This window comes from Streptococcus danieliae (assembly GCF_009767945.1).
Classification (GTDB): Bacteria; Bacillota; Bacilli; order Lactobacillales; family Streptococcaceae; genus Streptococcus; species Streptococcus danieliae.
Genome location: NZ_WSRS01000001.1, coordinates 1 through 15,062, shown reverse-complemented (window position 1 = coordinate 15,062; position 15,062 = coordinate 1). Strand labels below are relative to the sequence as shown.

The window sequence follows — 15,062 nt, the reverse complement described above, 5'->3', positions numbered from 1 at the left end:
GATAGAGGAGGAGTATGGGATTTTATCAACACTATCAAATGGGACAAATTGTTTTACCAGCTTTTTTATTTGAGAATATCAGCCAATTATTTTCATCCCCTGAAGAATTTTTGGTTTGGCAACTACTCTACTTGGAAAACTCGAGCAAGAGTAGCAGTATTTCCATTGATCGCCTCAGCAAGCGGACCGGGATGAGTGCAGAAACCATTAATCGGATTCTCAACAATCTGATTTCCACGGGTTCCGTCCAATACCAGGATACCAGTAAAGAGGATGGGAAGGTTGGTTTTTATATTGATGCCAGTCCCCTGTTTCAGCGTTTGGATCAATTGGCAGAGCGGAATCTAGACGAGGATTCAGAAGCTGTAGGTCAAAAAGAATTTCAAGAGTTGCTGAAATTTTTTGAGGAAAACTACGGCCGGATGTTGAGCTCCATCGAAATCGAGGACTTGCAGAAATTGACACAGGAGGTTCCCCTGGTCTTGATTCAAGAGGCTGTTCGGGAAGCCCTTCTTAATGGGAAAACCAGATGGCGTTACTGGCAAGCCATTGTTCGCAGCTGGGTCCAAGAGGGAATCCAGACCAAGGAGCAGATTCAGCGTCGGCGGGATGAGTGGGAATTGAAAAAAACGCGTCAAATCAAGGCCAGTGATGAATTTAAAAACAATGTCAATTTATGGAGGATAGAAGAATGATTGGACGTGTGAAGTTAAAACGCATTTTGGACATTATTGCCGATATGTTTCCGAATGCTCACGGTGAGCTGACCTATGAGACTCCTTTTCAATTATTGGTAGCCGTTATTTTATCAGCCCAAGCTACCGATAAATCCGTTAACAAGATTACCCCGGGACTCTGGGCCAAGTATCCAGAAATTGAAGATTTAGCCAATGCCCCTCTACCTGAAGTGGAGGAGACCATCCGTCACATTGGGCTTTACAAATCCAAGGCTAAAAATATTATTCGAACAGCCCAGGAAATTTTAGAGCGTTTTGAGGGTCAAGTGCCCAAAACCCATAAAGAATTGGAATCCTTGCCAGGTGTCGGGCGCAAAACTGCCAATGTGGTTTTGGCGGAAATTTATCAAATTCCGGCCATTGCCGTCGATACCCATGTAAGCCGGATTGCCAAACGCTTGAACATTTCAGCCCAGGATGCCAGTGTTGAGCAGATTGAAAAAGACCTGATGGCTAAAATCCCTAAAAAAGACTGGATTGCGACCCATCACCGGCTCATATTTTTCGGCCGTTATCACTGTACAGCCCGCAAACCCAAATGTGAGACTTGCCCGGTTCAGGCTCATTGTTTTTATTATAAAAATCTGGAGAAATAAATGTCCTTATCCAAACGTTTAGAGACAGTGGCTGGTTTTGTCAGCCCTGGAGTTACCCTGTTAGATGTTGGTAGCGACCACGCCTATCTACCGATTGCTTTGATGAAAAGTGGTCGCATTGCCGCTGCCATTGCCGGTGAAGTGGTGGAAGGTCCCTACCAATCGGCTTGTCAAAATGTTCAAAAAGAAGGTCTCAGTCAGCAGATTCAGGTACGTCTGGCTTCTGGTTTAAAAGCCTTGTCGCCTGAAGATAGCGTTGATGAGGTTGTGATTGCCGGTATGGGAGGGAGACTGATTGCCTCCATTTTGGATGCTGATCCAGACCGGCTTCAGGGCGTTCAGACCCTGATCCTTCAACCAAACAATCGCGAACATGAATTACGCGCTTGGTTAGAGACCCATGATTATCAGGTGACTGCTGAGGCTATCCTGGAGGAGGCTGGGAAAATCTATGAAATAGTAGTAGCCCAACCGGGGCAGATGGGCTTAAGCTTGTCAGAACGAACCTTCGGGCCCTTTCTGTTACAGGAAAAATCAGTGGTCTTTCGGAAAAAATGGGCCAAGGAGGCGGATAAATTGGCAGCCTTGTTGACAAAAATCCCTCCAGAGCATGTCGCGGAAAGAGAAGAGTTGGCTTTGAAATTAGCTATGATTAGAGAGGTACTAGATGAAAGTTAGAGATGTAATCGAACGTTATGAAGCTTTTTGTCCACCGGAATTATCCCTCGAGGGGGACCAGGTGGGCCTACAAATTGGGTCTCTGGACAAGGAAGTCCAGCGGGTAATGGTGACCTTGGACATTCGTGAACAGACGGTCGAAGAGGCCATTGCCAATCAGGTGGATTTACTGATTGTCAAACACGCGCCGATTTTCCGCCCAATTAAGAACCTGGTCTATGATCAGGGGATGAACGGTATTTACGTGGACTTGATCAAGGCGGATATTGCGGTCTATGTGTCCCATACCAATATTGATGTGGTCGAAGGGGGACTCAATGACTGGTTCTGTGACCTGCTTGGAATCAAGAACACCCAGCCTCTTCATGAAACAGGTCCCAATCAGGGAATCGGTCGGATTGGAGAGATTGAACCCATGGACTTCCAAGAGTTGGCCCTCAAGGTTAAGGAAACCTTCCATTTAGATAGCGTTCGCCTAGTCGAATATCCAGGTTACCTAACAGAACCCGTGAAACGCATTGCCATTTGCGGAGGTAGTGGGCAATCCTTTGCTTCAGATGCTCTAGCCAAGGGAGCTGACGTCCTGATTACTGGAGATATTTATTACCATACGGCCCAAGACTTCCTATCACAAGGCTTGCGTGCCATTGATCCAGGCCACTACATCGAGGTGATTTTCATTCAAGGCTTGACCATGTTATTAGAGAAGTGGAAGCAGGAAGAAGGCTGGGCGCTAGATATTTTGGGCAGCCGTGTATCAACCAATCCCTTCTATCATCTCTAGGAGGTAGTCTATGGAGTGGTTGACACAACAATCTGTCGTTTGGTTGGCCTTTGGAGCCGGTCTCTTCACCTGGTTTTGTACGGCCTTAGGGGCTTCTGTTGTTTTTTTCTTCAAAGAGGTTAATCGTAAGGCCCTGGACACCACCATGGGCTTTGCGGCGGGAGTTATGATTGCAGCTTCCTTTTGGTCGCTACTGTCACCAGCTCTCGAATTTGCGGAACCAAGCTATGGGAAGCTGAGTTGGTTGCCAGTAGCTATTGGCTTTTTGGCGGGTGGTTTTTTTCTTCGTTTAGTGGACATGATTATCCCCCACCTCCATTTGACCCAGACAGAAGTCGAAGGCCTACAACCTAAAAAGCACCTGTCCCGAACTGCCCTCCTTTTTTCAGCCATCACCATCCATAACATTCCAGAAGGTTTGGCGGTTGGAGTGGCTTTTGGGGCTATTCAAGATGGCAATAGTGCGGCTCTGATCTCTGCTTTGGGCTTGGCGTTAGGAATTGGCTTGCAGAACATTCCCGAAGGGGCAGCTCTGGCCGTTCCCCTACGAACAGAGGGCCGGTCTCGCTGGTCTGCCTTTGTTTGGGGAGCTAACTCAGCCTTGGTTGAGCCGCTGGGAGCCTTGTTAGGAGCCCTAGCCGTTTTAGCCATGACCTCCCTGTTGCCTTACGCCCTATCCTTTGCAGCCGGCGCCATGATTTTTGTCGTTGTCGAGGAACTAATCCCTGATTCCCAAAATAATGGCCACACCGACCAAGCAACCCTGGGGCTTATGATTGGCTTTGTTTTGATGATGATTTTAGACGTTGCCTTAGGGTAAAAAAAGAAAGGAGGTTGAGTGTGAAGAAAATTGGCTTAGTCCTAAGCCTAATCGTGATTGGCTTCAGCCTCGTTTGGGCGGGGACAACTCAGGCTCCCGAGATTGATCAAAAAAAGCAGGAAGCTGTTGCCATCACCCTGCCCAAAACCGATTACCGGATTGAAGACAGAGACATTCAGGATGGTGTCCGCAAACTAAAAGGGCAAATATACATTCCTGCTAGCAAAAATAAGGTTCCCTTAATAATTTTTGCCCACGGTTTTAATGGTTCCTACCGGCAAGGTCGGGTCTATGCCGAATTACTAGCTTCCCGAGGTTATGCCGTTTATTTGTTTGATTTTGTTCACGGTGGCCCCAGGAGTCAAAGTACCAGTAATGCCAAAGAATTAACCATCACTAGTCAAGTCGAAGACCTCGAATCCGTCTTGAAGATGAGCCAGGAATGGACCGAGATTGAACCCAATCAGACCAGTTTTTTTGGGATTAGTCAAGGTGGTTTGGTGGCTAGCCTGGTCGCTAGTCAAGAACCGGCCAAGGTGAAAAACCTCCTGCTCATGTACCCAGCCTTTGTGATTAGTGAACTTCCCCATCAAATCTATGATTCCCTAGACCAAATTCCTGAGCAGAGCAAGATTTTTGACCATTTTGACATGGAAATTAGTTCCAATTATCTCCTGGATGTCTGGCCAATTCACATCTACAGTGAATTAGCCAAGTATCCGGGTCCAGTCCTGATTCTCCATGGCAACCAGGATGAAATCGTCCCTTTTTCCTATAGTGAAAAAGCTCGGCCTTATCTCCAAAATGGCCAAGTTCAGATTATTGACGGAGCCGGTCATGATTTTTCGGGAGACTATTTCCCGAACGTTCGTTATCCCATTCTCAAATTTCTCCAAGAAAATCAAGATGGAAAATAAATTGATTAAAATTTCTGAAAACTCTTGTCAAAGCGGTGAAAGTCATATATAATAGGGGTCATATTTAGAAAAGGAGAAGTTTATGGTAAAAAAAGGTGCTTTAACGGGGCTGCTTTTGTTCGGTATCTTCTTTGGTGCGGGTAACTTGATTTTCCCACCAACACTCGGAGTTCTATCTGGACAAAATTTCTGGCCCGCAATCTTTGGTTTTGTTGTCTCGGGAGTTGGTTTGGCGGTTCTAACGCTAATTATTGGAACCCTAAACCCTAAAGGATATGTTTATGAAATTTCTAAGAAAATTTCACCAGTCTTTGCGACTGTCTATCTGGTAGCTCTCTACCTAGCAATCGGACCATTCTTTGCAATTCCTCGGACTGCTACAACAGCTTTCAGCGTCGGGATTGAACCTCTACTCAACGGATTTAATACGAGCCTCGCTCTGTTGATTTTTACAGTGTTGTATTTTGGAGCAGCTTATCTAATCTCTTTGAATCCCTCTAAAATTCTAGATTCCGTTGGTCGAATCCTAACACCAATTTTTGCCATTTCTATCGTCCTTTTGATCATCCTAGGACTTGCAAGTTTTAGTCAAGCTCCACAGGCAGCCATTGATGGTTATGCAACAGCCGCTTTTGGAACAGGTTTCCTAGAAGGTTACAACACCTTGGATGCCTTGGCTTCGGTAGCCTTCAGTGTGGTTGCAGTGCAAACTTTGAAGCAATTGGGCTTTGCCAATAAAAAAGAATACATCACAACCATCTGGATTGTTGGCTTGGTAGTAGCCTTGGCCTTCAGCGCCTTGTATGTCGGACTTGCTAAGTTGGGAAATTCCTTTCCAGTACCAGCAGATGTGATCGCTAATCCTGACATTAACAAAGGTGTGTATGTCCTTACCAATGCAACCCAACAGGTCTTTGGTTCAGTCGGACAACTCTTCCTAGCCTTCATGATTACGATGACCTGCTTTACAACAACTGTTGGTTTGATTGTGGCGACGAGTGAGTTCTTCAACTCTCGTTTCCCACAATTCTCCTACAAGGCTTACGCAACAGCCTTTACCCTCATCGGTTTTGGAATTGCTAACCTTGGTTTGAACACCATCATCACCTTCTCAGTACCGGTCTTGATGATTCTTTATCCAATCACCATCGCCCTTGTTTTGATTGTGATTGTAAACAAATTTGTCCCACTTTCAAAACGTGGTATGCAGGCAACCATCGGTTTGGTAACCTTGGTTTCGCTAGCAGAAGTTTTGGGATCCAGTCTTGGAATCACAGCTCTTAGCAGTCTGGTTCAAAGTCTTCCATTTGCAGCAGCCTCTATGGCTTGGACAACTCCAGCACTTGTGGGGTTACTTCTAGCCTTTGTGCTTCCAGATAAACAAAAAGCGGATGCTTTTGAAATGGAAACAGAATAATCTGAAATTCGTCAAGGTAGACATTTGTTTGCCTTGACTTTTTTTGTTATTCTTAGAAGAACCTAGTTGGGAGGATTGGAATGAAATTTTTACATACAGCGGATTGGCATATCGGGCGGAAACTACATGGTTACTCTCTCCTGGAGGAGCAGTGGTCAGCCTTCCAAGCTCTTAAAAAACTAGCCAAAGAGGAAAAGGTAGATGCGCTTTTTTTAGCAGGCGATCTTTTTGATGTTTCCACCCCACCAGTTTCGGCAACCAAGGCCCTGGATCAGATGCTTTACGAATTAAATGTAGAGCTAGGTCTTCCCCTGTTTATTGTTTCTGGCAACCATGATGGTGCCAACCGTCTCCAGTTTGGAACCCGCTGGATGAAGCAGGGCCAGCTTTATCTGGCGACCCAAATTGAACAAGCCTTGGAACCGATTGACTTTGGGGACTTTCAAATTTTTCTGCTACCCTTTTTTCACCCCAGCGATGCCCGGCGTTTTTATGGGATTACCGAAGAGGATAAAGGCCAAATGGAGACCATCAGTCAGGCTATGGAACGCCTGGTTAAGGACATGGAGGCCCTAATCAAACCTGGTAAAAAGCCCATTTTGATCAGTCATTTTTATGTGGCTGGCCAGGGCAATGAAAACTACCAGCTGATCAGTGAGGGAAAATCAGAAATCGGAGGGCTTAATCATTTGCCAGCTAGCCTTTTTGCCAGCTTTTCCTATGTGGCCTTGGGCCATCTCCATTCGCACTTGTCCAGTCCTAGCGAGCAGATTCGCTATTCCGGTTCTCTTTTGAAATTTGCGGTCGATGAGCATTGGCAGGAGAAGGGAGTCCTTCTTTTAGACTGGGATGAGAATGATTTGGAAATCAACTTTCAGCCCCTTCCCATTTCCAAAGATATTCGTCTCATTAGTGGCAGCTATGCAGACATCACACAGCAAGATTTTGTGGCTAAAATCCAGGCAGAGGGTCCAGCCTATTACAGTATTCGCCTAACAGCCAAACCCCAAGAGGTGCGAAATTTAAGGGATACCTTGATGACTTATTATTCGGATATTCTCGATATCCGGATCGAAGAGGCTAGTAGACCTCACAACAGGCGAGTCTTGACCCAGGAACGGTTGGAGTCTCCGCTGGAGCTGATTCAGCAATTTTTTCAGGAACAAACCGGCCAGGAGCTGACAGTCCAACAACGGAACTGGTTGGAGGACAGTCTGTTAGAGAGTAGGGAGGAAGCATGAAACCGATTCGTTTACAAGCTAGAAATATTGGCCCCCACGCGCAACTAGATTTGGATTTTCGCGATTATGCCGATAGCCTGTTTTTAATTTCAGGAGATACGGGATCGGGTAAAACAACAATCTTTGATTTACTGGTGACAGCGCTGTATTACAATAATGCCCAGTTTAAGATTGGCGATAAACGTTTTATTGACTTACGCAGTGAGTTTGCTTCTTTTAGTGCTAAGGAGCCGTCCAGTGTTATACTGGATTTTAGCCATCGGGGCAAGACCTACCGTGTAGAGAGATCCTGGACCCCTAAGCGAGTGGCTTGGGATCCTGAACGGTCCTTTAACAGTCTCTTTCGCGACCAGCATCTCTTTTCGGAAATCGTGGACGGCCAGCTGGTTGGTCCCAGCTATACCAAGATCGGGGAAGTGACCCAGGCCATCGAAGACCTGCTTCATCTGAATAAGGATCAGTTTCAACGGATCCTGCTCTTGCCTCAACACAATTTTAAGCGCTTTTTGTTGGCTAATTCCAAGGAGAAGGAGGAAATCCTCCAAACGCTTTTTGATGTGGATTCCTATCAATTTTTAATTGAACAATTAAAAGAAAAACGTAAGCAAGACCGCCAACAGATGGAGGCCAGAGACTTGGAAATGATCTTGTTGGCCCGCAGTGTGGTGGGAGAAGATCTAGCTCTTTTGGGATCAGCGCAAATCCAGGAGGCTATGACAGAGGCCCTTCAAACCTTTGAACAGGAAAAAAAGCACGGTGAAAGGAAGGTCTTGAACTTGGAAGCGCAGGTTCAGGAGCTCGCTGAGAAATTGGCGGCTTGTAAGCAACGGCAGGACTGGGAGCAAGCCCTGGCCCGCACTCAAGCAGAGTTTAAACAAGTCGAGACCGCTTACCCCACCTATGAGGTGGATAAGGCTCATCTAGCTTTATTGGATAATCTTGAAGGGGGACAAATTCTGCTGGATCGGCAGCAGCAATTAGACCAGCAAGAAGCGGCATTAAGCCGCCGAGCAACGCAATTGGAGCAAGACCAGCAGGAATTGGAGGCCTTAAACCAGACTTATGTGATGGAGCAAGCAGGTCTGGGAAAGGAAGATGAAGAGGAGCTCAGAAGGCAAATCGCAGAGCTGGAGGGCGCTTACCAAAAACTTCTGGATCGGCAGCAATTAAGCCAGCTCCTGGCCAGCAAACAGGATGAGCTGGGGCAGTTGCAAGACCAGCAACTGGCCTTGCAACAGGAACTGGAGGCCAGTCAGGAAGCGGTAGCACAATTAGAAACCGGTCTACAGTCACTTAGCCAGAAACCGGTGAGCTGGAATCAATTGGTGGACTATCAGCAGCGCCACCATCAACTCCTTCAGCAGGATCAGAGGATCAAGGCACAAGAAGCCGAACTGGCTCAGCTCCAGTCCCAGCTCGAGGAAGTCCAGCTCCAATTGGAGAACCTGCCCCAGTCTAGCGACCACCACGCCTTTCAGCACCAACGCTTGGCCTACGCTGTGGACTTGGTTCGCGGTCAAACCCATTTGAATGAGCCCTGCCTGGTGTGTCACAATCAGGTGACCGAGCTACCTCAGACGTCAGCTGCAGGGATGGAAGCCGACTATGTGCAGGCAGAACTGGCTTATTATGGGCAGAAAGCACAGCTAGCCCATTTAGGGGAGAGCCAAACAAAACTGGAGCAGCAATCTGCCCAGGTCTTGAGCCGGTTAGAAGAGCTGCAGGCAGTTTATCAAACAGCCTTGAGCGACTTTGCTACTGATTTAGAGACGGATCAGATTGATCTCACAGGTCTTGCGCAGGCTCTTCAAGCCTACCAAACCAGCTTGGAAAGTCAGCTTAAGCAGGTAGAAAATCTGCGGCAGGAAAAAGAAACAGCCTTGCTCCGCCAAAATCAGCGCTTGCTCAACCTTCAGGAAATCAGCTTGCGAATGGACCACACAGGCCAACAAATCCAAGAGAACTCCCGAGCTCTAGAAAAATTGGAAATGCAGATTGGCACTCAAACAATCCAAGAAGTTGAAGTCGCTTTAAAAAACGAGCAGGAGCGGTTGAAGCAGTATCAAACTGCCAAAGCAAGGCTAGCGCAGCTAGAACTGCAGCTAACGGCTCATAGACAGGCTTTTGAAACCAGACAAGAACAGTATGCAGAAATGCTCCAGTCTCATCAAGAAGCACAGGCCAAGAATCGATCAGCCTTGCTTAAGCTGCAAGAAGATTTCTTGCCACAAGTGGAACTGGCGGCCTTTCTAGACATCCTCCAAGAAGTCCCTTTGCGTGGACAATTGCGGCAAAAAATTACTCAATTTGAAGGTCGCCTCCAGGAAATCCAGCATGAACTTAATCGGCTCCAAAGCCAGGAACCACCAAATCTTTCATTGGACAATCCGCAGGAGCAGGAAGCTCGCTTAGCTCAATTGCAGTCGGATTTAAGCTTGGAGCAGGAGGCTCTGATTCTCATCGTGAGCCGGATTGACCATGCCCTAACGGTTGAGCAACAGTTGACAGCCCTAACTGAAAATCAACTTGAAAGCCAGTTGCTGTATGAACAGTTGGATCAATTGGTACAGGTTCTAGCAGGTCAGACTGAGAGTCGGTTAGATATTAGAGGTTATGTTTTGCAGCATTTTTTCAATCAAATTGTCGAAGTGGCCAACGAGCGCTATTACCAAGATTTCTCACAAGGGCGCTATCAATTTGTATTGAATGCTCAAAAAACATCCGGTCGTAGTCTTTCCGGCTTAGAACTGGACGTTTTGGACCAGGAAGTGGGGCAATTACGACCGGTCTCCACACTCTCTGGAGGAGAAAGTTTTTTGGCTAGTATGGCCTTGGCTCTGGCAACCTCTGATGTCATTCAGGAAAGTAAGGGAGGCATCGAACTAGAAGCTCTCTTTATTGATGAAGGGTTCGGAAGTCTGGATCAGGAAACCCTGTTGGTGGCACTCGATGTTTTGGAGAGCCTGGGCCGTAGTGGTCGAATGATCGGTTTGATTTCCCATGTGGAGGTGATGAAACAAGGGATCTCCAAACAGATCTTGGTGGAAAAGCAGGGCTCTGGTCGGAGCTCTTTAAAGCAGGTCTCGCTCTAATCTCTGAAATTTTTCATAATTTTTTCCAATCCTCTAGGATAACGTTTGGAAACGCTGCCAGATTGTGGTATACTGAACTTGAAATAAATTAAAGGTAGGACTCGAACTATGAGTAAAATTGTTGTCATTGGTGCTAACCACGCTGGTACAGCCTGTATTAATACAATGCTAGACAATTTCGGTGACGAAAACGAAGTTGTTGTTTTTGACCAAAACTCCAATATTTCCTTCCTCGGATGTGGAATGGCGCTTTGGATTGGAAAACAAATTGATGGTCCAGAAGGTCTCTTCTATTCCAATAAAGAAACCTTGGAATCTAAGGGTGCTCGCATCTACATGGAATCTCCAGTTTTGTCTGTCGATTATGACAAAAAAGAAGTGACCGCTCTGGTTGATGGCAAAGAGCATGTAGAATCTTACGAAAAATTGATCTTCGCAACTGGATCTCAACCAATCATCCCACCTATCAAAGGGGTTGAGTTGGTTGAAGGAAGCCGTGAATTTAAAGCCACTCTTGAAAACCTTCAATTTGTAAAACTTTACCAAAACTCTGCGGAAGTTATTGAACGTCTAGAAAACAAAGACATCAAACGGGTTGCTGTTGTTGGTGCTGGTTATATTGGTGTGGAATTAGCGGAAGCCTTCGAACGTGTTGGTAAAGAAGTGGTCTTGATTGATATCGCTGAAACCTCACTCAATGGTTACTATGATCGTGAGCTTTCCGACATGATGAACAAGAACTTGGAAGATCATGGTATCCGTTTGGCTTATGGACAAACTGTTCAGGCTGTTGAAGGCGACGGTAAGGTTGAGCGCATTGTTACAGACAAAGAAACCTTCGATGTCGATATGGTAATCTTGGCTGTTGGTTTCCGTCCAAATACAGAACTTGGTGCTGGTAAAATTGAGCTCTATAAGAATGGTGCCTTCCTTGTTGATAAGAAACAAGAAACCAGCATTCCAGGTGTTTACGCAGTTGGAGACTGTGCAACCATCTTTGATAACTCTCTTGGTAAACCAAGCTACATCGCTCTTGCATCCAATGCTGTTCGTTCCGGTATCGTTGGTGCCTTCAATGCAACTGGCCATGAACTAGAAGGAATTGGTGTGCAAGGTTCAAACGGTATCTCTATCTATGACTTGAAGATGGTTTCAACTGGTTTGACTTTGGAAAAAGCAAAAGCTGCTGGTTTTGATGCTGTTGAAACAGGCTTTAGCGACCTTCAAAAACCAGAATTTATCAAACATGACAATCACGAAGTTGTCCTTAAGATTGTTTACGATCGTGAATCGCGTGTGATTCTTGGAGCCCAAATGGCCTCTAAAGAAGATATGTCAATGGGAATCCATATGTTCTCCTTGGCGATTCAAGAACATGTATCGATTGATAAGTTGGCCTTGACTGATATCTTCTTCTTGCCACACTTCAACAAACCGTATAACTACATTACAATGGCTGCTCTCTTAGCTGAGAAATAAGCCTTTGGAAAAGAGGCTGGGACAAAAGTCTAGCCTCTCTCTTTATGATTAGCAAAATACTTTGACGCAGTAGTTGATTGGGTCTAACAGCATTGTATGCTGTTAGAGAGTACCAAATCTTGTTTGCGAAGCAAACTCCAATCGTTCGCTTGATAGCGAACATTTCATGTTCGTCCATATCATAGGCTCAGCGAGTCAATTCCTGACTCGCCGAGAGGACTCCGAACCCGACCTAATCAACCTTGCGGGGGTAGGACTACGAACTAATTTTGAAAAAAATTAGTTCTGTCCCACTCCCTTTTCAATTTGCTTTGAAAATTTCGAAAAACGAACTTTCTTATCTTGTCAATGACTTTCTATTGACAATTTTCGGACAATTCTGTATACTATTTCTGGAAAGGTCGGTTTTTAGGTCTTGTCCATGTCTAGCCTTGATTGGCAAATATTTTTTGAGGTGCAGTCATGTTGAATGAATTTCCCATTTTTGATTACGAAGATATTCAATTAATTCCGAATAAGTGTATTATCTCTAGCCGCTCGCAGGCAGATACTCAGGTCACTTTTGGCAAGCATAGCTTTAAGCTACCAGTTGTGCCAGCCAATATGCAGACGATTGTCGATGAGGAGTTGGCGGAGAAGTTGGCGCGTGAAGGTTATTTCTATATTATGCATCGTTTTGATGAAGCAGCCCGTATTCCCTTTATTCAAAAAATGAAGGAGCAGGGTCTGATCTCCTCGATTTCTGTGGGGGTAAAAGACTATGAGCATGATTTTGTCAGCCAACTCAAGGATAATGTCCCAGATTACATCACCATTGACATTGCTCACGGTCATGCCGACAGTGTCATTAAGATGATTCAACACATCAAAAAAGAATTACCTGAAACCTTTGTTATCGCAGGAAATGTTGGAACACCAGAAGCTGTTCGTGAATTGGAAAACGCAGGAGCAGACGCAACCAAGGTTGGGATCGGACCAGGTAAGGTCTGCATTACCAAGGTAAAAACCGGTTTTGGAACAGGAGGCTGGCAGTTAGCTGCTCTCCGCTGGTGTGCCAAAGCAGCTCGAAAACCAATTATCGCAGATGGTGGAATTCGGACCCATGGGGATGTTGCCAAATCGATTCGTTTTGGTGCGAGCATGGTGATGATCGGTTCCCTCTTTGCTGGCCATACTGAAAGTCCAGGTCAGTTAATCGAAGAAGATGGCCAAGTCTTTAAGGAATATTATGGATCTGCTTCCCAGTTCCAAAAAGGCGACTACAAAAATGTTGAAGGGAAGAAAATTCTTCTTCCGGCTAAAGGATCCATCTTTGCAACCCTAAAAGAAATGCAGGAAGACCTTCAAAGTTCGATTTCCTACGCAGGTGGTCGTGATCTTGAAAGCCTTCGTAAGGTTGATTATGTGATTGTTAAAAATTCCATTTGGAATGGTGACAGTTTGTAAGAAAGGAAAACCAAGTCCGACTGGACTTGGTTTTCCTTTGAACCAGCTATTCTCAACAGTTCTCTTTTGGTATACCTATACTCATTGAACGTTAAATCCTGCGAGAGTTCGGATTTTGGTGATCCGTGTAAGCCTATTGAAATGGAGGTGGCGTTTTGCGTCCAACCGATTCGAATGTTGAAAAAGTGAAGGTCTTTTTCCAAATCTTTTTGCCGATTTTAGTCTATCAGATGGCTAATTTTTCAGCCTCGTTTGTCGATACCATGATGACGGGCCAGTATGGGACCTTAGATTTAGCGGGAGTGGCCATGGCTACCAGTATTTGGCATCCGCTCTTTACACTGGTGACAGGGATTATCTCGGCCTTAGTGCCAATCATTGGCCATCACCTGGGACAGGGACAGGAAGAGAAGGTTGTGAGAGATGTCTGGCAGTTTATCTATCTGTCTTTGATTTTAGCCCTTTTTTTCTTAGTCATGATTGGTTTTGGAGCTCCGCTTTTATTGGAAAGTTTAGGCTTACAGGCAGAGGTCTTGCAAGTGGGTAAAGACTATCTTCACTTCATGTTGCTAGGAATTTTGCCCTTGCTCTTGTTTAGTGTTTTCCGGTCATTTTTTGATGCCTTAGGATTGACTAAATTGTCTATGTATCTGATGTTATTGCTGTTACCCTTTAATGCCTTTTTTAATTATTTGTTAATCTATGGCTTAGGGCCCCTTCCGGAATTGGGAGGAGCAGGGGCAGGTTTTGGGACTTCTCTTGCTTACTGGGCCTTGCTGATGGTAGTTGTAGGAGTCATACTCTGGCATCCCCAAGTTAAAACTTATGGTATTTTGAAACCTCAAGGCCTCTACTTGCCAGCCTTCAAAGAAGATTGGTTACTGGGATTGCCGATTGGAGGGGCTGTTTTTGTTGAATCCGCCATATTTGCAACGGTTGGTTTCTTTATGGCTCGTTTTTCTTCCGAGGTGATTGCTAGTCACCAGGCGGCCATGAATTTTTCGAGTTTGATGTATGCTTTTCCGCTTAGTATTTCCATGACTATGGCCATTATTATTTCTTATGAAAGAGGAGGGAAGCGGCAGTCCGATGTGCTGGCCTACAGTCGGATTGGACGGCTGATTGCGATTCTCTTTGCGGGAGTAACCCTGACTTTCCTCTATGTTTTCCGTGATCAAGTGGCAGCTCTTTATGGCAAGGATCCAGAATTTATCCGCTTAACGAGTAATTTTTTGGTCTATGCCCTCTTTTTCCAATTTGCAGATGCCTTGGTATCCCCTGTTCAAGGTATTTTACGAGGTTATAAGGATACAAGTTATCCCTTTGTCATCGGGCTCATTAGTTATTGGGGGATTGCCCTTCCTTTGGGGTATCTCTTGGATCGTGGATTTCAGTTGGGGCCGGATGCTTACTGGATTGGCTTAAATATCGGATTATGGGCCTGTGCCTTCCTCTTACCTTGGCGGATGGCCTCAGTTCAAAAACGCTAGCCCTAAGGATACTTAAAAACGATAGTTGTGCGACTGTCGTTTTTAAGGGCACCTCTAAAAACTCATACTTATTGTCGCCTTATTTCAAATAAGTAGGTATTCCTATTTGGTAGTGCGGACGTGAGCAGTCTCCTTCGGAGTCTCATCACTAAATTTTGAGCCAAGGTCTCAAAATCTCCGCCATCTAGCAGTTGTTTCTAACTGCTGACGGTTCCACTACAGTAGAAATACCTGCTTTTCTTTATTTTCACTCCCTAAATTTTATGAGATAATAGAACTACTAAGATGAACGAGGTACTATCATGCTATTATTTTCCGACGATGAACGACTTCTAGAAAAACTGTCACAATTGGGAAATCAACTA

At 45.4% G+C, this 15,062-nt stretch carries 12 protein-coding genes; all 12 read left to right on the top strand.

Annotated elements, in window-relative coordinates:
- The first annotated feature begins 14 nt into the window (after window positions 1-14).
- The 12 genes from E5983_RS00060 to E5983_RS00005 all read left to right on the top strand — a co-directional run bounded on the left by E5983_RS00060 (window position 15) and on the right by E5983_RS00005 (window position 14,697).
- Window positions 15-695: a DnaD domain-containing protein gene (locus E5983_RS00060; RefSeq protein ID WP_160331903.1), complete on the top strand. Its 681-nt coding sequence runs from the start codon at window positions 15-17 to the stop codon at window positions 693-695.
- On the top strand, window positions 692-1,333 hold the full coding sequence (gene nth / locus E5983_RS00055) for an endonuclease III (protein WP_160331902.1): 642 nt from the start codon (window positions 692-694) through the stop codon (window positions 1,331-1,333). The genes E5983_RS00060 and nth overlap by 4 nt, the downstream gene beginning before the upstream one ends.
- Window positions 1,334-2,011 carry a tRNA (adenine(22)-N(1))-methyltransferase gene (locus E5983_RS00050; RefSeq protein WP_160331901.1) on the top strand — a complete coding sequence of 226 codons (678 nt, stop codon included), beginning with the start codon at window positions 1,334-1,336 and terminating at the stop codon, window positions 2,009-2,011.
- On the top strand, window positions 2,001-2,795 hold the full coding sequence (locus tag E5983_RS00045; protein WP_160331900.1) for a Nif3-like dinuclear metal center hexameric protein: 795 nt from the start codon (window positions 2,001-2,003) through the stop codon (window positions 2,793-2,795). Before E5983_RS00050 ends, E5983_RS00045 begins: the two co-directional genes overlap by 11 nt.
- Before the next feature lie 10 nt (window positions 2,796-2,805).
- Entirely contained in the window at window positions 2,806-3,615 is an 810-nt protein-coding gene (locus tag E5983_RS00040; protein WP_160331899.1) for a ZIP family metal transporter, read from the top strand.
- A 20-nt stretch (window positions 3,616-3,635) separates the two neighbouring features.
- Window positions 3,636-4,532 carry an alpha/beta hydrolase family protein gene (locus E5983_RS00035; RefSeq protein WP_160331898.1) on the top strand — a complete coding sequence of 299 codons (897 nt, stop codon included), beginning with the start codon at window positions 3,636-3,638 and terminating at the stop codon, window positions 4,530-4,532.
- Window positions 4,533-4,614: 82 nt separating this feature from the next.
- On the top strand, window positions 4,615-5,949 hold the full coding sequence (brnQ, locus tag E5983_RS00030) for a branched-chain amino acid transport system II carrier protein (RefSeq protein ID WP_160331897.1): 1,335 nt from the start codon (window positions 4,615-4,617) through the stop codon (window positions 5,947-5,949).
- Window positions 5,950-6,029: 80 nt separating this feature from the next.
- Complete coding sequence (locus E5983_RS00025) at window positions 6,030-7,190, top strand: exonuclease SbcCD subunit D (RefSeq protein ID WP_160331896.1); 1,161 nt, start codon at window positions 6,030-6,032, stop codon at window positions 7,188-7,190.
- Complete coding sequence (locus E5983_RS00020) at window positions 7,187-10,282, top strand: AAA family ATPase (RefSeq protein ID WP_160331895.1); 3,096 nt, start codon at window positions 7,187-7,189, stop codon at window positions 10,280-10,282. The genes E5983_RS00025 and E5983_RS00020 overlap by 4 nt, the downstream gene beginning before the upstream one ends.
- A gap of 108 nt (window positions 10,283-10,390) precedes the next feature.
- Window positions 10,391-11,761: a H2O-forming NADH oxidase gene (gene nox, locus E5983_RS00015; protein ID WP_160331894.1), complete on the top strand. Its 1,371-nt coding sequence runs from the start codon at window positions 10,391-10,393 to the stop codon at window positions 11,759-11,761.
- 462 nt (window positions 11,762-12,223) lie between these two features.
- Entirely contained in the window at window positions 12,224-13,207 is a 984-nt protein-coding gene (guaC, locus tag E5983_RS00010; RefSeq protein WP_160331893.1) for a GMP reductase, read from the top strand.
- Window positions 13,208-13,362: 155 nt separating this feature from the next.
- Window positions 13,363-14,697 carry an MATE family efflux transporter gene (locus tag E5983_RS00005; RefSeq protein ID WP_160331892.1) on the top strand — a complete coding sequence of 445 codons (1,335 nt, stop codon included), beginning with the start codon at window positions 13,363-13,365 and terminating at the stop codon, window positions 14,695-14,697.
- Window positions 14,698-15,062: the final 365 nt, after the last annotated feature.